At 61.2% G+C, this 22,154-nt stretch carries 24 protein-coding genes and 1 tRNA gene; 14 read left to right on the forward strand and 11 right to left on the reverse strand.

Annotation, left to right across the window (positions count from 1 at the left end; translation table 11 throughout):
* Positions 1 to 89 precede the first annotated feature (89 nt).
* The 3 genes from ftsY to CR254_RS10000 form a co-directional block, all read right to left on the reverse strand.
* Entirely contained in the window at positions 90 to 1,133 is a 1,044-nt protein-coding gene (gene ftsY / locus CR254_RS09990; RefSeq protein WP_097929716.1) for a signal recognition particle-docking protein FtsY, read from the reverse strand.
* A 66-nt stretch (positions 1,134 to 1,199) separates the two neighbouring features.
* Positions 1,200 to 2,297: an NAD(P)/FAD-dependent oxidoreductase gene (locus tag CR254_RS09995; RefSeq protein ID WP_097929717.1), complete on the reverse strand. Its 1,098-nt coding sequence runs from the start codon at positions 2,295 to 2,297 to the stop codon at positions 1,200 to 1,202.
* A 63-nt stretch (positions 2,298 to 2,360) separates the two neighbouring features.
* Complete coding sequence (locus tag CR254_RS10000; RefSeq protein WP_097929718.1) at positions 2,361 to 2,891, reverse strand: DUF2239 family protein; 531 nt, start codon at positions 2,889 to 2,891, stop codon at positions 2,361 to 2,363.
* 99 nt (positions 2,892 to 2,990) lie between these two features.
* Between CR254_RS10000 and nudC the strand changes: the two genes are divergently transcribed.
* From nudC to CR254_RS10015, 3 genes are all read left to right on the forward strand, one after another.
* Positions 2,991 to 3,995 carry an NAD(+) diphosphatase gene (gene nudC, locus CR254_RS10005; RefSeq protein WP_245851553.1) on the forward strand — a complete coding sequence of 335 codons (1,005 nt, stop codon included), beginning with the start codon at positions 2,991 to 2,993 and terminating at the stop codon, positions 3,993 to 3,995.
* Positions 3,996 to 3,998: 3 nt separating this feature from the next.
* Entirely contained in the window at positions 3,999 to 4,412 is a 414-nt protein-coding gene (locus CR254_RS10010) for a hypothetical protein (protein WP_097929719.1), read from the forward strand.
* Positions 4,413 to 4,479: 67 nt separating this feature from the next.
* Positions 4,480 to 5,319: an alpha/beta hydrolase gene (locus CR254_RS10015; RefSeq protein WP_097929720.1), complete on the forward strand. Its 840-nt coding sequence runs from the start codon at positions 4,480 to 4,482 to the stop codon at positions 5,317 to 5,319.
* 45 nt (positions 5,320 to 5,364) lie between these two features.
* Here the strand turns inward: CR254_RS10015 and aspS are convergent, their stop codons facing one another.
* Complete coding sequence (gene aspS, locus CR254_RS10020) at positions 5,365 to 7,137, reverse strand: aspartate--tRNA ligase (protein ID WP_097929721.1); 1,773 nt, start codon at positions 7,135 to 7,137, stop codon at positions 5,365 to 5,367.
* 86 nt (positions 7,138 to 7,223) lie between these two features.
* Complete coding sequence (locus tag CR254_RS10025) at positions 7,224 to 7,673, reverse strand: nucleoside deaminase (protein WP_097929722.1); 450 nt, start codon at positions 7,671 to 7,673, stop codon at positions 7,224 to 7,226.
* A gap of 140 nt (positions 7,674 to 7,813) precedes the next feature.
* Here CR254_RS10025 and CR254_RS10030 point away from each other — a divergent pair, with 140 nt between their 5' ends.
* Entirely contained in the window at positions 7,814 to 8,623 is an 810-nt protein-coding gene (locus CR254_RS10030; RefSeq protein ID WP_097929857.1) for a pseudouridine synthase, read from the forward strand.
* Positions 8,624 to 8,738: 115 nt separating this feature from the next.
* Positions 8,739 to 9,632: a fatty acid desaturase gene (locus CR254_RS10035; protein ID WP_097929723.1), complete on the forward strand. Its 894-nt coding sequence runs from the start codon at positions 8,739 to 8,741 to the stop codon at positions 9,630 to 9,632.
* 74 nt (positions 9,633 to 9,706) lie between these two features.
* Here the strand turns inward: CR254_RS10035 and glyA are convergent, their stop codons facing one another.
* The gene (gene glyA, locus CR254_RS10040; protein ID WP_097929724.1) at positions 9,707 to 11,002 is read right to left on the reverse strand and encodes a serine hydroxymethyltransferase; all 1,296 of its coding nucleotides are present in this window, start codon (positions 11,000 to 11,002) and stop codon (positions 9,707 to 9,709) included.
* 334 nt (positions 11,003 to 11,336) lie between these two features.
* On the opposite strand from glyA, the gene CR254_RS10045 reads away from it, so the two are divergent.
* The 8 genes from CR254_RS10045 to CR254_RS10080 all read left to right on the forward strand — a co-directional run bounded on the left by CR254_RS10045 (position 11,337) and on the right by CR254_RS10080 (position 15,637).
* Positions 11,337 to 11,412: transfer RNA gene (locus tag CR254_RS10045), tRNA-Glu, on the forward strand.
* 165 nt (positions 11,413 to 11,577) lie between these two features.
* Positions 11,578 to 12,204: a class I SAM-dependent methyltransferase gene (locus tag CR254_RS10050; RefSeq protein WP_097929725.1), complete on the forward strand. Its 627-nt coding sequence runs from the start codon at positions 11,578 to 11,580 to the stop codon at positions 12,202 to 12,204.
* A 177-nt stretch (positions 12,205 to 12,381) separates the two neighbouring features.
* Positions 12,382 to 12,885, forward strand: a complete 504-nt coding sequence (locus CR254_RS10055) for a type III secretion system chaperone family protein (protein ID WP_097929726.1) — start codon at positions 12,382 to 12,384, stop codon at positions 12,883 to 12,885.
* A 23-nt stretch (positions 12,886 to 12,908) separates the two neighbouring features.
* Positions 12,909 to 13,730, forward strand: coding sequence for a pyrroline-5-carboxylate reductase (gene proC / locus CR254_RS10060; RefSeq protein WP_097929727.1), 822 nt, complete (start codon positions 12,909 to 12,911; stop codon positions 13,728 to 13,730).
* 2 nt (positions 13,731 to 13,732) lie between these two features.
* Positions 13,733 to 14,158: a phasin family protein gene (locus CR254_RS10065; RefSeq protein WP_180955961.1), complete on the forward strand. Its 426-nt coding sequence runs from the start codon at positions 13,733 to 13,735 to the stop codon at positions 14,156 to 14,158.
* On the forward strand, positions 14,155 to 14,496 hold the full coding sequence (locus CR254_RS10070; protein WP_180955962.1) for a tRNA-binding protein: 342 nt from the start codon (positions 14,155 to 14,157) through the stop codon (positions 14,494 to 14,496). Before CR254_RS10065 ends, CR254_RS10070 begins: the two co-directional genes overlap by 4 nt.
* Complete coding sequence (locus CR254_RS10075; protein WP_097929729.1) at positions 14,496 to 15,437, forward strand: 2-hydroxyacid dehydrogenase; 942 nt, start codon at positions 14,496 to 14,498, stop codon at positions 15,435 to 15,437. Before CR254_RS10070 ends, CR254_RS10075 begins: the two co-directional genes overlap by 1 nt.
* Positions 15,434 to 15,637 carry a SlyX family protein gene (locus CR254_RS10080; RefSeq protein WP_097929730.1) on the forward strand — a complete coding sequence of 68 codons (204 nt, stop codon included), beginning with the start codon at positions 15,434 to 15,436 and terminating at the stop codon, positions 15,635 to 15,637. The genes CR254_RS10075 and CR254_RS10080 overlap by 4 nt, the downstream gene beginning before the upstream one ends.
* Here the strand turns inward: CR254_RS10080 and CR254_RS10085 are convergent.
* The 4 genes from CR254_RS10085 to CR254_RS10100 all read right to left on the reverse strand — a co-directional run bounded on the left by CR254_RS10085 (position 15,606) and on the right by CR254_RS10100 (position 19,902).
* Positions 15,606 to 15,950 (reverse strand): SH3 domain-containing protein, encoded by a 345-nt coding sequence (locus tag CR254_RS10085; RefSeq protein ID WP_097929731.1) that lies wholly within the window; start codon positions 15,948 to 15,950, stop codon positions 15,606 to 15,608. The genes CR254_RS10080 and CR254_RS10085 overlap by 32 nt on opposite strands.
* Positions 15,947 to 17,557: an ABC transporter permease gene (locus tag CR254_RS10090; protein WP_097929859.1), complete on the reverse strand. Its 1,611-nt coding sequence runs from the start codon at positions 17,555 to 17,557 to the stop codon at positions 15,947 to 15,949. The genes CR254_RS10085 and CR254_RS10090 overlap by 4 nt, the downstream gene beginning before the upstream one ends.
* 120 nt (positions 17,558 to 17,677) lie before the next feature.
* A complete protein-coding gene (gene arsJ / locus CR254_RS10095) occupies positions 17,678 to 18,895 on the reverse strand; it encodes an organoarsenical effux MFS transporter ArsJ (protein WP_097929732.1) in 1,218 nt (405 codons plus the stop codon).
* An 11-nt stretch (positions 18,896 to 18,906) separates the two neighbouring features.
* Positions 18,907 to 19,902 carry an ArsJ-associated glyceraldehyde-3-phosphate dehydrogenase gene (locus tag CR254_RS10100; RefSeq protein ID WP_097929733.1) on the reverse strand — a complete coding sequence of 332 codons (996 nt, stop codon included), beginning with the start codon at positions 19,900 to 19,902 and terminating at the stop codon, positions 18,907 to 18,909.
* 180 nt (positions 19,903 to 20,082) lie between these two features.
* On the opposite strand from CR254_RS10100, the gene CR254_RS10105 reads away from it, so the two are divergent.
* Positions 20,083 to 21,714: an alpha-D-glucose phosphate-specific phosphoglucomutase gene (locus CR254_RS10105; RefSeq protein WP_097929734.1), complete on the forward strand. Its 1,632-nt coding sequence runs from the start codon at positions 20,083 to 20,085 to the stop codon at positions 21,712 to 21,714.
* A gap of 88 nt (positions 21,715 to 21,802) precedes the next feature.
* On the opposite strand, the gene CR254_RS10110 is transcribed toward CR254_RS10105, so the two are convergent.
* Positions 21,803 to 22,051: an accessory factor UbiK family protein gene (locus CR254_RS10110; RefSeq protein WP_097929735.1), complete on the reverse strand. Its 249-nt coding sequence runs from the start codon at positions 22,049 to 22,051 to the stop codon at positions 21,803 to 21,805.
* Positions 22,052 to 22,154: the final 103 nt, after the last annotated feature.

Raw genomic sequence — 22,154 nt, forward strand, 5'->3', positions numbered from 1 at the left:
GGCTGGAAAGCGGCTGCTCTTTGGCTGCGCAGTAAACTCGGTCGGGTATTCGCCCCCGGAATTTGTGGGGGCGAACCGCGTCGCAGTGATCAATCCGCATCAGCGCCGGTTAGGGCTCGGGCGAATTCGTCGGGATCGAAGGGTTGCAGGTCCTCGATGCTTTCGCCCACTCCAATCGCATGGATCGGCAGGCCGAAACGGTCGGCCAGTGCGACGAGGACACCGCCCTTGGCCGTGCCGTCCAGCTTGGTCATGACAAGGCCGGATACGTCGGCAATCTTTCGGAAGGTTTCAACCTGCCCCACCGCGTTTTGGCCAGTGGAGGCATCCAGAACCAGCAGCGTATTGTGCGGTGCGTCCGGGTCTTTCTTACGGATCACGCGGACGATCTTGGCCAGTTCCTCCATCAGATCGGCACGGTTTTGCAGGCGACCCGCCGTGTCGATCATCAGCAGGTCTGCGCCATCTGCCTCCGCCTTGACCATCGCGTCATAGGCCAGCGATGCGGGGTCGGAGCCCTGCGCCGCCGTCATCACAGGAACGCCGGCGCGATCACCCCAGACCTGCAACTGCTCAACAGCGGCGGCGCGGAATGTATCGCCCGCCGCGATCACCACGGATTTGCCAGCATCACGGAACTGGCTGGCCAATTTGCCGATGGTTGTGGTTTTGCCCGAGCCGTTCACCCCGACCACCAGCACGACCTGCGGTTTTTTCGGGTAGAGCGGCATGGGGCGGGCCACAGGCTCGATTATTTTCGAGATTTCCTGCGCCAGCGCGTCCTTGATTTCCGCCGTGGAAAGACGTTTGCCGAAACGCCCCTCGGCCAAGGCGGCAGTGACGTTGATCGAGGTTTCCACGCCCATATCGGACTGGATCAGCAGCTCCTCAAGGCTTTCGAGCATCGCATCGTCAAGGATACGGCGCGGCGCATCCGTGCGGCCCAGCGCGCGGGCGATAAAGCCCGGTTTGGGTGCAGGCGCCGTGGTCAGCGTCGGTGCGGGCTGTGGGTCCGGTGTGGGCGCTGGCAGGGGCTCGGGTGCGGGGGCCTCCTCAACGATAGCGTCCAGCCCTTCCTCAAGTTTCGAGGAGGACTTTAGCAAGCGATTTTTGAGCTTACCGAAGAATGACATAGGCGGACCTTTCGTGTTGCCCGATATCTAAACCGTCGCGGGGGCGGTTGAAAGGGGCGCGGCGCGCTATGGCGGATTTCCGCTGAGCCGCGTGGCCACGATGCGCCAATCCCCTGTTATCGCATCGGCTGCATCCTCGCCCGTCAGCGCCCCGAACTTGAACCCATGCCCCGAATCAGCGCTAAGCCACAGGGTGCGACCCTGCCCGCGCAGCACGAAATCCTGGCTCGGCGCCATCAGGTAGAAATTCGCCACAGTTTTGATGGGTGTGTATTGGTCCAGATCGCGCAATCGCCCGCGATAAGCGTTGAGGATCGTTGCCGTATCATCCGGCGTCACGTCCCGCTGTGTTTCGGGATCGCCCGGTTGGGTGTGCAGCCCGTAGCCGAGCTTTAGCGGCAGGCCCGCAACGGGTGGAATGCCCCACAGGTCGTCCTGCCCGCCCATATCCACCCATGCGGGGGCGTTCTGCCATGCGGCGCAATAGGCCGCTGGCGGGTCGGCATAAACCACGGTGGCGCGGCGGGCATGGGTGTTTTGCGCAAACCACGGGTTCAGCGCGGGCAGGCCCACCCCCGCCGCAACGATCAGCCGGTCGGCCTGCATTGAACCGCGCGCCGTTTGGATCATGGCGGTATCGGCATCCACCTGCGTTACTGGGCAATCGGGGATCAGGGTTACGCCGCGTGCGGTTAGCCAGCGCAGCAAGCCCTCAACAATGCGGTCCGACAGCAATGCCCCGCCATCCTGCGTGACGAGGGCGTAGCGCACGCCCTCCGATTCAACCATTGGCAGGGTCTTGGGCAAATCCTCGGGCGGGATGATCTGGTGCTGCATGTTTGCCGAGGCTAGTTCGGCCCGCGCGATATCGGTCCAGTCGCCTGCGTTACGGCTGAGCGCAAAGACGCCCCGCGCCACATAGGGACGGGCATCGATATCGGTGAACAGGCGGTCCCATGCGGCATAGGCCTGCGCCATACGGCCCGCGTAATGGGGCTGCCCCGCATAGTGGCTGCGGATCAGGCGATGGTGGTCCCAACTGGCGGATAGCGGATTGGGCAGCGGTTCACGTTCCACCACCGTGACTTGCCAACCGCGCAGGGTTAGGGCCCGCGCTGTGCACAGGCCGTTAATGCCGCCGCCGACGATCAGTGCTGTGTTCATGGGTGCCTCCGTGACGGAGCTTGGCGTAGGGGGTGTTGCTTGGCAATCTGGCTGAGGCGTGGGCTAGTTCGGGCGCAGGTCCAGCATCCATTCGACATGGTCGGCAATGGCGGGGGGCCAGTCCTGCATGGCGGCAATCATGGTCGGGCGATCATGGGCGTAGAGGGCGCGGCTGGCCTCCTCGAAACGGGGCAGATCACCGGCGAGGTGCGACATAACGCGATAGGCTGCGTCGATGCGCGCCGGTTGCGGGTCGGTATCGGCGCGGCGGGCCTCCTCAACCAAGCGGCGCAAGGTGGCCGAGGCGCCGCCCTTTTGCTGCGCCAGCCAGTCCCAGTGGCGGGGCAGCAGCGTGACCTCCTTGGCCGTGACGCCCAATTTCGGACGGCCCGGTGCGCGTGGTGCGGCGGCGTGGCGGGTGCGGATTTCGTCCTGCGTTCCGCGCAAGTCCAGATCAACAACCTGCCCCGTCACGTCGCAGAAGATCAGCGCGGGTGCCTGCATTTCCGACACAGCAACGGCCACGTCGGGCAATGCGCCTGAGGCAACGATGCGCCCGTCGCGAAAGGCGGTGAATGTGGTGGTTTGGGTCATGGTGCTCTCCTGCGCTCCTTTTACCCCGATAAAACCAGGAATCAATATTACCCGTATAATATTATTCGCGGGCGTTGCCTTTGCCCCGGCGGGGTCGGCATGCTACCTGCGCTGAACAACGTATTTGCAGGGCTGGGCACGATGGACGAGCAGGTAACATTCGGGGGCGCGGATCTGGACCGTGCGGCGCATATTCGTGAGGACGCGATCGGCCTGTCCGCCGCGTGGTCCCACCCCAAGGTCGGCGTCATGGCCGTTTGGCGCGGCAAACCCCTGATGAGCGACGGGCCTGAGCCGGATTTGATCTGGCTGCCCAGCGACCACCCTGCCCTGTCGCATGGTGTGGAAAAGCCGATCTTTCTGGGCCTGACCAAAACCAGTGAGCCTCGCTTCGCAATTGATCTGTCCGCATGGGCCGAGCCCGCGGATGAGAGCAATGCCATGGCCGGTTTTCTGGACCCGTCGCGCAATGGGGCGGCCTGTTTGCCCAGCGGCACGTCCTTTGCCGATATGCGCGCCAATATGGGTGTGTTGAGCCATGCGGATGCGGGCAATGCAGCAATGGCGCGGGGCATTCTGGAATGGCATCGCAGCCACCGGTTTTGTGCGCGCTGCGGCCAGCCCTCGGAACCGATCAAGGGGGGGTGGAGCCGCAAGTGCCCATCCTGCGGGACACCGCATTTTCCGCGCACGGACCCCGTTGTCATCATGCTGATCACCCACGGCAATGACGTGCTGGTTGGCCGTTCGCCCGGTTGGCCACAGGGCATGTATTCGCTGCTGGCCGGGTTTATGGAGCCCGGCGAAACCATCGAGGCCGCCGTGCGACGTGAGGTTATGGAAGAAACAGCAGTCACCGTCGGTCCTGTGCGCTATCTGGCGTCGCAGCCATGGCCGTTCCCTGCCTCGCTGATGATTGGTTGCGCGGGGGAGGCACTGGACACCGAGATCACAATTGATCCGGTCGAGTTGGAGGACGCGATGTGGATCAGCCGTGAGCGCTGTATGAGCGCGATGAGCGGTCATGATCCCGAAATCCGCCCCGCACGACCGGGCGCTATTGCCCGCCACTTGATCGACATGTGGCTACAAGACAGGACGTAAGACATGCATCTGACCACCAGCACCCGCATCGAGCAGCCCAAATCCGCAGTTTTCGAACGGGTCAGCGATCCGGCCAGCTTTGCCGCGCTGAATGACAGCATCAACGTGGCCCCTGCCGGACCCGATGCATGGACGCTGACCGCCGATATGAACGGCTCCGAAGTTGCCGCCGATCTGGTGCGCACCACCTGCGATGCCGACGGAAATGTTGTTTACGAGGCATCGGCGCAGGGTCTGCTGATCACCGTTTCCTTCGCCATGACCGAGGTGGAATGCGAAACGGATCTGGAGGTCTCGCTCGACTTTGCGGGCGCGTCGATGAAGGGCAAGATGCTGATGCAGGGCCTGAAACTGATGGGCCCAAAGATGCAAAACGGGCTGGAGAAGATGGTTCGCAAACTGGCGCGTACCGCCTGAACCTAACCGCGCGCACTGGACGTTTCGCGTGACGCACCTATCGTCATTGGAAACACGGGAGAGTTCCATGCGCCGCACCCTAAGCTTCGTCTTTGCCCTTATCACCGCAGGATGTTCGCCCGCCGATCTGCTGAACGCGGTTTCGGGTTCGGATAATGTGCGCGAGACGAAGAACCTGAGCTACGGCCCGCTGGAACGTCACAGTTACGACCTGTACGAACCGGTGGCCGCGGCACCTGATGTGCCCCTGATCCTATACGTTCATGGCGGGTCGTGGCGTGAGGGGTCCAAGGATATCTACCGCTTCCTCGGCACGGCGCTGGGGGATGCGGGGTATCCTGTTGCGGTTATGAATTACCGCCTAAGCCCCGAAACGGTGTTCCCCGGTTTTGTTGAGGATGCGGCGCTGGCGGCGGATCATTTTCTGGACGGGGACCGCCCTGTTGTCGTGATGGGTCATTCGGCGGGCGCGCACATTGCATCGCTGCTGGCCTATGATCCGCGCTATATGCAGACGCTAGGGCGCAGCAATTGCGATTTTGCGGGGTTTATCGGCTTGGCCGGACCCTATGAGTTTTTGCCCCTGACCGACCCCAAGCACATGGAAACCTTTCCCGAGGAAACCCGCGATCAAAGCCAGCCCTATAACTTCGCCGAGGGGCCAAAGCCGCCATCGCTGTTGCTGCACGGGTTTGCCGATACCACCGTCCACGCCGAGGATACCGAGTTGATGAGCGCGGCATTGGAGGCAGCAGGCAATCAGGTGGATGCGCGGCTATATGACGGGGTGAGCCATATCGACATCATCAGCGCGTTTTCACGCTATGGCTATCTGCGGCGGGGTGCGCCCAGCTTTGGTGATGTGACGGGGTGGTTGGCGAATCTGCCCGAAAGCAACTGCCGATAGGTGGGTTTCGGGGGCACGGAATGATGCGCCCCCGAAACGGTATGCTTAGTCTTCCTTGACCACGCGCAGATGCAATTCGCGCAACTGCTCGTTCGTTGGGTCGGATGGTCCGCCCAGCATCAGGTCCTCTGCGCGCTGGTTCATCGGGAACATGATGACCTCGCGGATGTTCGCCTCGTCCGCCAATAGCATCACGATACGGTCGATACCTGCCGCACAACCGCCGTGGGGTGGAGCGCCGTATTTGAAGGCGTTGACCATGCCGCCGAAACGCTTGTCCACCTCGGAGTTCGGGTAGCCGGCGATCTCGAACGCCTTGTACATGATCTCGGGCTTGTGGTTCCGGATCGCGCCTGAGATCAGTTCGTAGCCGTTACAGGCCAGATCGTACTGGTAGCCCAGCGCCTTGAGAGGATCGCCGTTCAGCGCCTCCATCCCGCCCTGCGGCATCGAGAACGGGTTGTGCGAGAAGTCGATCTTGCCGTCCTCGGTTTTCTCGTACATCGGGAAATCAACGATCCATGCGAAGCGGAAGGTGTCCGTCTCGCTGATGTTCAGTTCCGTGCCGATGACGTTGCGCGCGCGGCCTGCGACGCCCTCAAACGCCTCAGGCTTACCGCCAAGGAAGAATGCGGCGTCGCCAACCTCAAGACCGAGCTGCTGGCGGATCGCCTCTGTCCGCTCAGGCCCGATGTTTTTGGCGAGAGGGCCTGCGGCCTCCATGCCTTCGCCCTGATCGCGCCAGAAGATGTAGCCCATGCCGGGCAGACCCTGTTCCTGCGCGAATTTATTCATGCGGTCACAGAACTTGCGGCTGCCACCGGTCGGGGCCGGAATGGCGCGAACCTGCGTGCCCTCCTGCTCCAGCAGTTTGGCGAAGATCGCGAAGCCGGAACCGGCGAAATGCTCGGACACGTCCTGCATGATGATCGGGTTGCGCAGGTCAGGTTTGTCCGAACCGTATTTCTCCAGCGCCTCGGCGTAGGGGATTTTGACCCATTCGGTGTCAACCTTACGACCGCCGCCGAATTCCTCGAAGATACCCTGGATCACGGGCTGGACAGTGTTGAACACGTCCTCCTGCTCAACGAAGCTCATCTCCACGTCCAACTGGTAGAAGTCGGTGGGCGAGCGGTCGGCGCGAGGATCCTCGTCACGGAAACATGGGGCGATCTGGAAGTATTTGTCGAAGCCGCCAACCATGATCAGCTGCTTGAACTGCTGTGGGGCCTGCGGCAGCGCGTAGAATTTGCCCGGGTGCAGGCGCGATGGCACGAGGAAGTCGCGCGCGCCCTCGGGGCTGGACGCGGTGATGATCGGCGTCTGAAATTCGTTGAAGTCGATATCCCACATCCGCTTACGAATGGACTTCACCACGTCCGAGCGCAGGATAATGTTGTCGTGCAGCGACTGGCGGCGCAAATCGAGGAAGCGGTATTTCAGGCGCGTTTCCTCGGGGTAGTCCTGATCGCCGAACACTGGCAGGGGCAGTTCGTCGGATTTGCCCAGAACCTCCAGCCCGCGCACATAGACCTCAACCTCACCTGTCGGGATGTTGGGGTTTACCAGATCGGCCGAGCGGGCCTTGACCGTGCCGTCGATGCGGATCACCCACTCGGAGCGGACCTTCTCAAGCTCGGCAAAAACGGGGCTGTCGCTGTCGGCCAGAACCTGTGTCATGCCGTAATGGTCGCGCAGGTCGATAAACAACACGCCGCCATGGTCACGGACGCGGTGGACCCAACCGGACAGCCGGATATCGTCGCCCACATTATCGGAACGAAGGTCGGCGCAAGTGTGGCTACGATAGGCGTGCATAATATCTCTCCCGGATGGGCGTCCACTGGATGCGGACGGTCCGAGCCGATACACCTTGCCTATCGTGCGAAGTCAAGGGAGCGTGCTCAACGACGTGTCGCGAAAAACCGCGTCAACAGCGCGCTGGCGGCCCTTTCCCCGATGCCCGGATAGATTTCGGGCCGGTGATGGCACTGCGGATGCGACAGAACACAGGGCCCCTGTTCGACCCCGCCGGATTTCGGATCAGATGCGGCGTAATACAATCGGCCAATGCGCGCAGCGGCAATTGCGCCCGCGCACATCGGGCATGGTTCCAGCGTTACATGCAGGTCGGCACCGGTCAGACGCTCCTGCCCCAAAACCTGACAGGCCGCCCGAATGGCCAGCATTTCCGCATGGGCCGTGGGATCATTTAACGTACGGGTGCGATTGCCGGCCGCCGCAATAATCTCGCCCCCCATGACAATAACCGCGCCAACGGGCACCTCGCCCAATGCGGCGGCGTCCTCTGCCTGCTTCATCGCGGCATGCATATAGGAGGTAAAACGGGTCATATCCCTGTTTGCCCGCCCCCGTGACAGGGCGCAACCGCGCGCATCGCATTCCCGAAATATCCTCGCCGAAGGCAGCTACGTTGCGACGTGCACCGCAATGTATGATTGCACGGATCGCCCGCCCCGCGTATGCGGTGCTTATGACGAACACCACACCAGACGGCGAGCGGATCGCCAAACGCATGGCGCGCGCCGGACGCGCCTCCCGCAGAGAGGCCGAGCGCCTGATCGGCGAGGGTCGCGTGCGCGTAAACGGCAAGACAATCGACAGCCCCGCGCTGAACGTGACCGCCGCCGACAAGATCGAGGTGGACGGTATCCCCTTGGCCGCGGCAGAGGCACCGCGCATGTGGCGCTATTACAAGCCTGTCGGGCTGGTCACATCCGAGCGTGACGAAAAGGGCCGCCCCACCGTATTCGACCGCCTGCCCCCTGAATTGCCCCGCGTGATGAGCGTCGGGCGGCTGGATCTGAACTCCGAGGGCCTACTGCTGCTGACCAATGATGGTGAGCTGAAGCGCCGGTTGGAGCTGCCCTCCACGGGCTGGACGCGCAAATACCGCGTGCGGGCCAAGGGAAATCCGACCGAGGCAACGCTAAAGCCGCTGGAGCGTGGCATCGTCATCGACGGTGAGAAATTCCGCCCGATGACCGTCACCATTGACCGTGTGCAGGGCGCGAATTGCTGGCTGACCATCGGTTTGAAGGAGGGCAAGAATCGCGAGATTCGCCGTGCTTTGAACGAGGTTGGACTAGACGTGAACCGCCTGATCCGCGTCAGCTACGGCCCGTTCCAGTTGAGCGAGCTAAAGGACGGTGAGGTCGAGGAGATTCGCGGCAAGATCATGCGCGATCAACTGGGCATCAAGGCAGAACCGCAGGCCGTGCAACGCGCCCGCCGCGCGCCCCCTGCCGCAGACCCATCCCGAAGTCTGCGCAAGAAGCGCTGAATTTTTTACGCTGCCGCTGTAAACGCGGCAGTGCACCTCTTCGTGTTAATGCACCGAACGCTTCCCATTGGGCGCTGCCGACTTTAGTTTATCCATCTCTGATGGAGGCACAGCCATGGATCACAAAGCATTTCTAACCTCTTTGAGTGCAGCCCAGCGCGATGATCTGACGACGCGCAGTGATGCCAAGGGCTTGCGGCACTTGGTAGGGCATTGGGGCGCGATCGCGCTGTGCCTGAACCTGATCCTGTTCAAAGTCCCGCTATGGCAGGCGATCATGGTTGTGCAGGGCGTCCTGCTGGTTTTTCTGTTCACGCTGCTGCATGAGACGAGCCACAAGACGCCCTTTGCAAGCGGCTGGATCAATGATGTGGTGGGGCATATCTGCGGATTCGTTCTGTTTTTGCCGTCAAACTGGTTCCGCTACTTTCACTTTGCGCACCACCGGTTCACGCAGATACCGGACAAGGATCCTGAGATGGAGGCCCCGAAACCGCAAAGCCGGGGGGAATATATCCGGCATGTCTCAGGCATTCCGGTTTGGATCAGTCATTTTAAAACGCTGATCGGTAACGCGGTAGGCGCGCAGCACGCTGACTATATCCCGACGGCGCGGCGCGGCAAAATCAAGACTGAGGCGCGGCTATATCTGGCCGGATATACCCTGTTGTTGGGGCTGAGTATTTGGCTGGACTCAACGGTGCTGATCTACATCTGGCTATTGCCGATATTACTGGGTCAGCCGTTTCTGCGTCTGTATTTGCTGGCGGAACATGGGCGCTGTCCGACCGTTGCAAATATGTTTGAAAACACGCGAACCACCTTCACCAACAGGTTGGTGCGGGCCATTGCGTGGAACATGCCCTTTCATACAGAGCATCACACCTATCCATCGGTGCCGTTTCATAAGCTGCCGGAGCTGCATGTGCTGGCCAAGCCGCATTTAATGGTCAGTGAGGATGGGTATGCAGAATTCAACAAGAACTACATTCGTGAGGCGCTTGACTGAGCCCGTCGGCCTGAGGCTTCGCGGTAGTATCTAGGGGTGCAGGTGCCGACCGAAATCGGCACCTGCGTCGTTGATCACATCTCGGGGTAGATCGGGAAGCGGTCGCACATTGCCTTGACCTTGGCGCGGACGGAGGCTTCGACCTCGGCGTTGCCATCGGGGCCGTTTGCGGCGAGGCCGTCTACGACTTCGACGATCAGGTTGCCGATTTCCTCGAATTCCGCCTCACCAAAGCCGCGGGTTGTGCCTGCGGGTGTGCCCAGACGGATGCCGGAGGTGACCATCGGCTTTTCCGGATCGAACGGGATGCCGTTTTTGTTGCAGGTGATGTGCGCGCGGCCCAGTGCCTCCTCGGTCGCGTTGCCCTTTACGCCCTTGGGACGCAGATCGACCAGCATCAGGTGCGTGTCGGTGCCACCGGTCACGATGTCCAAGCCGCCCTTCATCAGCGATTCGGCCAGTTTCTGCGCGTTGCGGATGACCTGAGCCTGATAGGATTTGAATTCGGGGCGCAGCGCCTCACCAAAGGCCACAGCCTTGGCAGCGATCACGTGCATCAGGGGGCCGCCCTGAATGCCGGGGAAGATCGCGGAGTTTACTTTCTTCGCGATAGCCTCGTCATTGGTCAGGATCATGCCGCCACGTGGGCCGCGCAGGGTTTTATGCGTGGTTGTGGTGGCAACATGGGCGTGGGGGAACGGCGACGGGTGGTGGCCCGCTGCAACCAGACCGGCGAAGTGCGCCATATCGACCAGCAGAAGCGCACCGACAGAATCAGCAATTTCGCGCATCTTGGCAAAATCGACCTGACGCGGAATCGCTGAACCGCCTGCGATGATCATCTTTGGCTGATGCTCAGTCGCGAGGCGCTGAACCTCGTCATAATCCAGCAGGCTGTCCTGACGGCGCACACCGTAATGCACAGCGTTGAACCACTTGCCCGACTGGTTCGGCTTCGCGCCGTGGGTCAGGTGGCCGCCTGCGTCCAGGCTCATGCCCAGAATGGTGTCGCCGGGCTTCAACAGCGCCGTGAACACGCCCTGGTTTGCCTGCGAGCCGGAATTTGGCTGAACGTTTACAAAGTCACAGACGAAAAGCTGCTTTGCGCGGTCGATGGCCAGGTTTTCGGCGACATCAACGTGCTGACACCCGCCGTAATAGCGGCGGCCCGGATAGCCCTCGGCGTATTTATTGGTCAGGACGGATCCCTGCGCCTGCATTACGGCGCGGCTGACGATGTTTTCGGACGCGATCAATTCGATCTCGTCGCGCTGACGTGTCAGCTCATCCGTCATGGAGCCGAACAGCTCGGGGTCGCGCTCAGCAAGGCTTTGGGTGAAAAAACCCTCATCACGTACAGAATTGGTCATGGTCATCTCCTCGATATCACTGCGCGCAGTATGCGGCTTCGTCGGCGGCTGCCGCGCCCTGATGCGACACAGGCGCGTACAGGAGCGAAGCAATTCTCGCCATTGTCCTATGCCGAGGCGCGTCGCGGTGGAAGCCTTAACCCGCAATGATCACGCAGCTTGGCCATAGATGTGAAGAAACGCCGTTTCCGATACAGCGCACGGCGCGCGTATGGCGCAAAACAAACAAATTTCGCTCTGAGTGCAAAAAGCGGGTTTTTACCTCTTGCGGCCCCCGAACGATTCTCCTAATAACCCCACACAGCGCGGCGAGACAGACTACTCGCTACCAGATGCGCCCTTCGTCTAGTGGTCTAGGACGTCGCCCTTTCACGGCGAAAACACGGGTTCGAGTCCCGTAGGGCGTACCATTTACTTCCCCATCGACACGCAGAAATACACCCCTCCGGGGATACCGTTCGGTATGCGCCAAATGCAGGCTATACCCACTGTGCAGTCGGTGCGATGCTGACACATGTGACGTGCCGACACCCGCATCGTGCGAAAACTGGCGAATAAACCAGCGGGCGGTGGGCATGGCGTTCTTTGATTTTCTGAATGGCATCGGAAACTACAACAATTACACCACTGGACGGCTGAATCAGCGGCATCGCTTTGTCGTGGCGCCCTTTGTTCAGGATATAACCGGTGCGCGCGTGCTGGATCTGGCCTCGCAATTTGCCCAATACCCTCAAACAGACGCAAAGGATCGTGTGACGCTGATCCACGACGATATCTATAGCGATCTGGAGCAACGTGGCACGCGGGGTGAGACATTCGACATCGTGTCGATGCTGGGGATTCTATATCATGTGATGGACCATTACGGGTTTCTGGTCCGCGTTGCCCGCCTGAACCCGCGCCTGATTATCATCGACAGCGAATTCATCACCAGCAAGAGCCCTTCGATCCGGTTGATCCGCGAACGTACGGATAATGTCCTGAACGCGACCGCCGATTTGCCGGGGCAGGCCGTGACCATCAAGGGGATTCCCAGCACGTCGGGCATGGAGGCCATGGCCGATGTTCTGGGCTATCGTTGCGAGTGGATGGATTGGAGCACCCTGCCTGAGCAAGATCGCGTTGGTCTGCGTGACTATTTCCGCGATAAACCGCGATGCCGTGGCACCTGCATATGGCGCAAGGTTGAAGCCACTGAATAATCGGAAACAATCCCTGTAACGGGCGACTGTAATATACCCGTCACCACTTCACCCTTTACTAACGAGCAAACAGGCAGCACGATATCTTGTGAGAGCGGCGCATTGCAGCGGCCTATCTCGCATAGATGACCAGCCCTAGCGGGCATACCTGCCGGGGCGCACCAATAGGAGCGCGGCATGGATACGCTGGAACACTATCTCACCTCCGAGGACGCAGACCCGATTGATATCGTCGAAACACTTGCCGCGCATAAGGCGTGGGAATTCGATCGGATCACGGACAACCAGATTGCGATGGAGATCGAGGGGGCTTGGCACACCTATTCCCTGTCGCTGGCATGGTCTGCCCATGACGAAACGCTGCGACTGGTTTGCACCTTTGATCTAGATGTGGACGCGACGCGCAGAGAGCAGGTTCTGGAGCTGATCGACGGCGCGAATGATCGCATTTGGTTGGGGAATTTCACGACGTGGTCTGAACAGGGGCTGATCGTGTTCCGCTATGGCCTGAACCTGGCTGGTGGCGCATCGGCCAGTGGTACGCAAATCAATGACATGATCGCCACAGCTGTCGGGGCATGTGAACAATACTACCCCGCCTTCCAACTATGCCTCGAAGATGGCGCCTGTGCGCAACAGGCCCTAGGCATCGCTATGTCGCAGGCGTATGGTCGCGCCTGATCGAAGACGTTTGCGGAGGTTCCATGTCCTTGGACATCATCAATCAACGCGGCCTTGTTTTGCTGGGATGCGGCAAGATGGGTTCCGCTATGCTGGAGGGATGGCTGGCGCGCGGCGTTGCGCCCTCATCCGTTTCCATCATTGATCCCTACCCGTCTGCGCGGCTCGAATCGCTGGCCGAACAGGGATTGCAGCTAAACGCGGCGTTGCCGGACAATCCGGCGATCTGCATTCTGGCGGTCAAACCCCAGATGATGCAGGACGCCCTGCCCCAGATCAGCGATATCGCACGCGGTGGCACGATTTTCCTGTCGATCGCGGCGGGCACCTCCATTGGTTATTTCGAGAGTGTTCTGGGCCGCAAGGCAGCGATCGTGCGGGCGATGCCGAATACTCCGGCCGCGGTTGGTCGTGGTATCACCGCGATTGTCGGCAATGGCGCGGCGGGAGCGGATGCGCTGGATCTGGCGGATGAGCTGCTTCAGGCTGTCGGTCAAACGGTTCGCCTGCAAGGTGAGGATCAGATGGATGCGGTGACTGCCGTTTCCGGCTCCGGCCCTGCCTATGTGTTCCATATGATCGAGGCACTGGCCGCCGCAGGTGTGGCCGAGGGGCTGCCAGCGGATTTGGCCATGCAATTGGCCAAGGCAACCGTGGGCGGCGCTGGCGCGTTGGCTGAGGAAGCGACCGAAATGCCCGATGCCCTGCGGGTGAATGTCACGTCCAAGGGGGGCACGACAGCCGCCGCATTGGATGTTTTGATGAATGACGCAACTGGTTTGGCGCCGCTAATGCGCCGGGCCGTCAAAGCCGCGGCAGACCGCTCGCGCGAACTGGGAGAATGACGATGGACAAGAGCTTCAACCCTTTCGACCCCGAAGCGATGATGAAGATGATGCAGCAGATGCCCTTTGCGGACATGATGCCCAAAATGCCGGGTTTCGATCCTGCCGCGCTGAACGATATGCAAAGCCGCAATATGGAGGCGTTTCAGGCAGCAAACTCCGCCGCATCCGCCGCCTATAAGGACCTGTTCGCAAAGCAGGTCGAGCTGATGAAAACCATGATGAGCGAGGCAAAAGCCAACGCAGATGCCGCGCGCGATCCTGCCAAGGCGCAGGAGGTCATGACCGCTGGCGTGCAAAAGGCAATGGACCTCAGCACGGAATTGGCCGGTGAGGCACAAAAGGCAAATGCCCGTGCGTGGGAAATCGTTTCCGCCCGCATGCGCGACTCAATTTCCGAACTAGAAGAGATGGCAAAGCCAAAGTGAGCGATACGATAAGCTTCGACGACTTTCAAAAAGTCGATGTCCGCGTGGGGGAAATCCTCCGCGCGGAAATCTTTCCTGAGGCACGCAAGCCTGCGATCAAGCTGTGGATCGATTTTGGCGGTGAAATCGGGGAGCGTAAAAGCTCGGCCCAGATCACCGCGCATTACGATCCCACCACGCTGATCGGCAAGCAGGTCATGGCGGTTGTGAACTTCCCCCCACGCCAAATCGGGCCGTTCATGTCAGAGGTGCTGGTGCTGGGCCTGCCAGATGAAACCGGCGAGATTCGCCTGATCGGGCCGGATGGGCCTGTTCCCCTAGGCGGGCGGATGCACTGATGAAGATTTTTGTGACCCGGCGTTTGCCGGACAGCATCATGGCGCGCGCACGGGCGCTGGGTGCTGAATTGCATGATAGTGACGAGGTGCTCGGCGATGGTGCCCGCGCCGCGCTGCTGCACGATTATGACGCGATTCTATGCACGCTGGGCGACCGGTTTAGTGCCGATATGTTCGCGGGTGATTTGCGATGCAAGATCATCGCGAATTTCGGCGTGGGCTATAACCATATCGACGCGGATGCGGCCAAGGGGGCGGGCATCACCGTCACCAACACGCCCGGCGTGTTGACCGATGCCACCGCCGATTTGGCCATGACGCTGATGCTGATGGCCCTGCGCCGCGCGGCGGAGGGCGAGCGGATGGTTCGTGCTGATGCTTGGGCCGGTTGGACGCCAACGCAAATGCTGGGCCAGAACGTCACCGGACGCACGCTGGGCATTATCGGTATGGGCCGGATCGGTCAGGCCATGGCGCGTAAGGCGCATTACGGTTTCGGCATGGAAATCGTGTTCTACAACCGCTCGGCCAAGGAGCTGGACTTTCCCGCGACGCAATTGGCCACCGTGGCCGATGTCGCCAGTGCAGCCGATATTGTGGCGATCCATGCGCCAGGTGGGGCGGAAACCAAACACTTGTTTGACGCCACAGCCATTGCCGCGATGAAGCCGACGGGCATCCTGATCAACACCGCCCGTGGTGATGTGCTGGATGAGGCGGCCCTGATCGATGCATTGCAGGCGGGTGCGATTTTCGGCGCTGGTCTGGATGTGTACGAGGAGGAACCCGTGGTTCCTGCCGCGTTGCGCGCGCTGGATAACGTGGTTTTGCTGCCGCATTTAGGCTCCGCCACGTTGAAGGTGCGTGAGGCGATGGGGGATATGGCCTTGGACAATATCGAAGCCTTTATCGGGGGGCATGACGTGCCGAATCCGGTATGAGCGATCTGATCCAGGTGCAGGAGGCCCTCGCCGATGCGGTCCGCGTGGTTGAGGAGCTGAACGAGGTCGTCACCGACCAAGCGAACCGGATTGAGCTGTTGGAGCGCCGCGTCGCCATGTTGATGAGCCGCGCCGCCGAACAGGAGGCAGATCAGATGAGCGGCCTGCCTATCGCGGATCAACGTCCGCCACATTACTGAGGTTTTGCAGCGGCACCCAACCAACCTGCCCCGCCGCGTTCTGGCATAGCGCCCAGCCGTGGCGGGTTTCGATCCGGATCAGGGCCTCGCCCATGGTGCAGGTCAGTTCCGCCGCTGAATAGTTGCGGGTGGCGCGGCCCTCAACAATAAGATCATCGGGCACCCAGCCCTGCCGCCCATCCGGCGCAATGGCCCATAACCAGCGATACCCGTGCCAGAAATCTTCGCGCCCCGTCAGAGTGACGGGATCGTCCGCTGCAACGCGGATCGGGTCGGGATAGCTGGCGGTCCATGCGGTCCGAACGCGGGTCACTTGGCCGCGACGGCCGCATCTGGGCGCAATCGGGGCCGGGCGGTTTGCCGATGCCCGATAGAACGGCACACGAGGATCACCGGCAGCAGCCCGAATGCCACAATGACAAGGCTGGGCACCGCCGCCTGCGTCAAACGCTCATCCGCGGCGAGACGATGCGCCTGCACGGCCAGCGTGTCGTAGTTGAACGGGCGCATGATCAGGGTGGCGGGCAGTTCCTTCATCACGTCAACGAACACGATCAGCAGGGCGGTCATCACCGTGCCGCGCAAAATCGGGAAGTGTACGCCCAGCAGCACCCGACCCGGTGTGCGGCCCAAGGTCCGCGCCACAGCGTCCACATTCGGCGCAACCGTGCCCATACCCGAATCCACCGCCGACAGGGCCGCCGCCATAAAGCGGGACATATAGGCAATCACCAGCAGCCAGATGGAACCGGTGAACAGCAGACCGGTATCGATACCGAACTGCGCCTCCATCACAGCATCAATGGCGTTGTCCAACTTGGCAAAGGGAACCAGCAGGCCGACTGCGATCACCCCACCCGGCACGGCATAGCCCAGACCGGCGAGCAGCAGCATCGTGGTGGACCAGCGCCCGCCCCGCAGGCGCGCGGCAAAGGCCATCAGCATTGCCGCACAGACCGTGACCACCGCCGCAATCCCCGCCAATGTCAGCGAATTGGCCATAAAGGCGCGATAGCGTGGCTCAAACAGGCTTTGATCCGCCTTTAACGCCATCAGGCCCAGCATGATAACCGGAATGATGAATCCGACCAGAATCGGGATCGCGCAGGCGCCGAAGGCAATGGCCGCACGCACGCCGCGCAGTTGCGTTGCCTCCATCCCCGATAATTGCCCGGCCAGCCCGCGCATATGCGCCCGTGCGCGGCCCCGCTGGATACGCTCCAACGTGGCCAGCAGCAGCGCAAAGCCCAGCAGGCACAGCGCTAGTTGCGCGGCGGCGGCACGGTCGCCCATGGAAAACCACGCTTGGTAGATGCCCGTCGAGAAGGTCTGTACGCCGAAATAGCTGACGGTGCCGTAATCGGCGATCGTTTCCATCACGGTTAGGGCGACGCCACCGGCAATGGCGGGCCGCGCAATCGGCAGGCAGACGCGGCGAAAGGCCTGCCACGGGCTCTGCCCCAAGGTACGCGCCGCCAGATAGGCACTGGCCGATTGCTGGCGAAAGGCGGATCGCGCCAGCAGGTAAACATAGGGATACAGGCACAGGATCAACATCGCGGCGGCACCGCCGGTGGATCGCACCTCGGGGAACCAGTAATCGCGGCGGCCCCAGTCGAAAATCTCTCTCAGCCCTGTTTGCACGGGTCCGGGGAAATCCAGCAGCGTCGTATAGGCATAGGCCAGCACATAGGCCGGAAAGGCCAGCGGCAGCGCCAGCGCCACCTCAACCAACCGTTTTCCGGGAAAGTTATACAGCGTCACCAGCCATGCCGAGCCCGTGCCCAGCACCGCAGTTCCCACCGCGACACAGGCCACGAGGATCAGCGTTGTGCCGATATAGCGGGGCAGCACCGTCTGCGCCAGCAGCCCCCATGTTTCCAGATCACCCAACAGCGCCGCAATGCCCGCCGCGCACATCGGCAGGATGCACAACAGCGCGATAACCCAGCCAAATCTGATTATGCCGTTTTCGCCCACGCTGCCCTCAATCCCGACTTGCGCGCTCAGGATTAAAGGGACGTGAGGCGAAGGGCAAGGTCAGCCGGTTTTCAGCCCTCGCAATGACAACGCACTGGCCACCGCCATCAGCGCCGCTGTGCCCAGGCATAGGGGCAAGCCGCCATATTGATAGCTGACCCCCGACAGGATCGTCCCGATCAGACGCCCCGCTGCATTGGCCATGTAGTAAAACCCGACATCCATGGTCACACGCTCCGCCTGTCCCAAGGCAAGGATCAGGTAGGAGTGCAATGCGGAGTTCAGCGCAAACACCGCGCCAAAGATCAGCAAGCCAATCGCAATGATAACAGCCAAGCCGGCAGGCGCGATCAGGGCGATCCCCGCCAGCGCCCCGATCACCGCGCTGAGCACCCAGACCCAGCGCCGCGTCAGCATCACGATATGCGACAGCTCCTGCCCTTGGGCACGCAACAGGCGCGGTGCGGTCGCTTGAACGATGCCATAGAGCACAATCCACGCGGCCATGAAGCTGCCGATCAGGAAGAAAGTATTACGGTTCCCTGCCTCGGTCCCATCGGACAGCACGGCGTAGAAAAACACCGGAATGCCGACAACGAACCACGTATCGCGTGCGCCAAACAGGAATAGCCGTGCAAGGCTGAGCGCGTTGATCGCCGGATCGCGTGACCAGACCTGCGCGAATTTCACGCCCTTTAGCCCGCGTGGCAATCCGGGTGGCAGAAACAGCGCAACCGCGATCAGGATCATCGTCAGGCCCGCCGCCATCACCCATAGTGACGGGGTAAAGCCCAGCGTCGCCAGCAAAATCGCGCCCAGCGCAAAGCCCGCGCCCTTTACCGCGTTTTTCGATCCGGTCAGCAGGGCAACCCAGCGGAACAGCGTGTTGCCTGTATCGGGGGCCAGCAGACGAACCGCGCTTTTGGCGGACATCTTGGACAAATCCTTGGCCACGCCGGACGCACCCTGAACGGCGGCGACAAAGATGACCGAGGCGCCGATCCTCCATGTCGGGTCCAGTTGCGCCAACCCGATCAGCGCGGCGACCTGCACCGCCAGACCGGCATATAGCGTCGAGGCAAGCCCGAACCGTGCCGCGATCCACCCCGCGGACAGGTTGGTAACAACGCCCATCGCCTCGTACACCACGAACAACCATGCCAATTGGAACGGGCTGAACCCCAGCGTGTGGAAATGCAGCAGCACCAACATACGCAGCGCACCATCGGTCAGCATAAAGGCCCAATAGGCGGCGGTGACGGCGATATAGGCTCTCATCAGTTTGGCCCCTATCCAGCGGCAATCATGCGGGCAATATCGACGACGCGGCAGGAATAGGCCCACTCATTGTCGTACCACGCAAACATCTTGGCCTGCGTGCCGTTGACCACCATGGTCGAGGGCGCGTCGATGATCGCGGATCGCGCATCACCCTGATAATCGCTGGAAACCAGCGGACGATGTTCTACCCCTAGAATGCCATCCAGTTCGCCGGATGCAGCACGGGCAAAAGCCTCGTTGAGTTCCTCGGCGGTGGTTTCGCGTTCCAGCTCGAACACGCAATCGGTTAGTGAGGCATTGAGCATCGGCACCCGCACCGCGTGGCCGTTCAGCTTTCCCGTCAGTTGCGGATAGATCAGCGTGATCGCCGTGGCGGAACCGGTCGTTGTGGGGATCAGGTTGGTCAGCGAGGACCGCGCGCGGCGCAAATCCTTCATCGGTTTATCAATCACTACCTGCGTATTGGTCACATCATGGATCGTGGTGATGGACCCATGACGGATGCCGAACTCCTGCAACATCACCTTGACCACCGGCGCCAGACAGTTGGTCGTGCAACTGGCCGCTGTGACCAGATCGTGCTGCGCGGGATCGTACAGATCGTGGTTCACACCGTAGACGAGGTTCAGCGCATCACCATCCTTGACCGGAGCGGAGACCAGAATGCGTACTCCGGCATCGCGGTACGCTTGCAGCTTGACCGCGGTTTTGTGTTTTCCGGTGCAATCGATCACCAGATCAACATCGCCCAGCGGCAGGTCGGCAGGGTTTGCGATGTTCAGCATCCGCACGTCGTGGCCATCCAGGGTCAGCGTATCGTCCTGCCCGCTGACCGGAACGCCCCAGCGGCGCTGAACGCTGTCAAATTCCAGCATATGGGCATGTGCCGCCGCATCGCCTACCAGATCATTCACCCAGACCAGATCACCGCCATGGCCCATATCCACCATGCGTCGCAGAACCAGCTTACCGATCCGGCCAAGTCCCGTCAGACCCATCCGCATATCACGTCTCCCACGCCACTCATCGCTACTTAACCGCATTTACGTCACGCGTATCCAAGGGCCGTGACAGTTCCATGACTCCGCCGGCCGATGCGGCGATCTGTGAAATAAGATGATTGGATGATCTTGTGATTGCACACCATTTCCAGCAAAGTTGCCCCTCAATAGCGGGAGAGTGCGATGTATGTAGTAACACACCCAACGCGGCCAATTGGTGGGCAAAAGCCCGGCACGTCCGGCCTGCGTAAAAAGACCAAGGTCTTTATGACACCGCATTACGTTGAGAACTTCATACAAGCGACCTTTGACGCCATTGGCGGTGCGCGCGGCAAAACATTCGTCATCGGCGGGGACGGGCGTTACTTTAACGCGCAGGCCATTCAGGTGATCCTGCGCATGGCTGCGGCCAATGGCGCGGCGCGCTGCATCGTGGGCATGGGCGGGCTGCTATCCACCCCCGCCGCGTCGAACCTGATCCGCGTGCGCGAGGCTGATGGCGGGTTGATCCTGTCCGCATCACACAATCCGGGCGGAATAGATGAGGATTTCGGGATCAAGTATAACACCGCCAATGGCGGCCCCGCACCGGAATCCGTGACCGAGGCAATCTTTAACCGCACCAAGACCCTGTCCCGCTATAACATCATCGAGAAACAGGACGTTGATCTGAACGCCTTGGGCGAGGCGACGCTGGGCGACATGGTGGTCGAGATCGTGCACCCCGTGACCGATTACGCCGCGCTGATGTCATTCCTGTTCGATTTCAACGCGATCAGAGCGCTGTTCGCATCCGGCTTTACCATGCGCTTTGACGCCATGCATGCCGTGACCGGCCCCTATGCCCATGCCATTCTGGAGGAACAGTTAGGGGCGGCCCCGGGAACCGTGGTCAACGGCGTGCCCTCGCCCGATTTTGGTGGCGGGCACCCTGACCCGAACCCTGTTTGGGCCTCCGGTCTGATGACCCTGATGATGGGACCGGATGCGCCCGATTTCGGCGCGGCATCGGACGGGGACGGGGATCGCAATATGATCGTCGGGCGCGGGATTTACGTGACCCCCTCGGATAGCCTTGCCGTGCTGGCCGCAAATGCTCATCTGGCCCCGGGATATACCGACGGGCTGATGGGGATTGCACGCTCCATGCCGACCAGCCGCGCGGCGGACCGTGTGGCGGAAAAGCTGGGCATCCCCGCCTTTGAAACGCCAACCGGCTGGAAATTCTTTGGCAACCTGCTGGATGACGGACAGGCCACCCTGTGTGGTGAGGAAAGTGCCGGGACCGGATCGGACCATGTGCGCGAAAAGGACGGCTTGTGGGCGGTTCTGCTCTGGCTGAACATTCTGGCCGTCCGCAAGCAAAGCGTGTCGGACATGCTGAATGAGCATTGGGCGACCTATGGCCGGAACTACTATTCCCGCCACGATTACGAGGGTGTCAATGCCGGTGCGGCGGAACGCATGATTACGGACCTGCGCGAGCGTTTGTCCACCCTGCCCGGCACGGCCTATGGCCCGCTCAGCGTGATTGAGGCGGATGATTTCGCCTATACCGATCCTGTTGATGGGTCCGTATCGGAACATCAGGGCATTCGGATTATCCTGACACAGGGCGCACGCATCGTGATGCGCCTATCGGGCACTGGCACCGTGGGTGCGACCCTGCGCGTGTATCTGGAGCAGGTTGAGGAGGATCCCAGCCGCTTTGATCGCGATCCGCAGGATGCACTGTCCGATGTTATCGCAGCGGCGGAGGCGATTGCATCCATCCGCGAAACCACAGGCCGCGATGCGCCTGACGTGCGCACCTAGGCATTTATCCGATGCCCGCGCGATTACGTGCGGGCATCAATTTGTGTAATGTGCATCGGGCAGTCGAACCGCCTGATGCATATCGCGATTACTCGCCGACTTTCGCCTCTAGCGCGTCAAGGCGCGCGGACAGGGTCGCGTTTTCCTCGCGTGCCTTTTGCGCCATGGCGCGCACGGCGTCGAATTCCTCACGCGTTACAAAGTCGCGATCAGCCAGCCAGCGGTCCATCAGGCCCTTCATCGTGTTCTCGGCCTCGGTGCGGGCGCCCTGTGCAACGCCCATCGCGTTGGTCATCAGCTGGCTCATATCGTCTAGGATGCGGTTTCTGGTCTGCATGGATTCGGCCTCCTCTGGCGGGTTGTATCTGATATGGGAGGGCATCGGCCCTGTGGCAAGCGTGACTTGACTTCGCAGCCCTGTCATGGGGATAGGGTGGTGC

Origin of the sequence: Pontivivens marinum (assembly GCF_900231835.1) — a bacterium.
GTDB classification, from domain to species: Bacteria; Pseudomonadota; Alphaproteobacteria; order Rhodobacterales; family Rhodobacteraceae; genus Pontivivens; species Pontivivens marinum.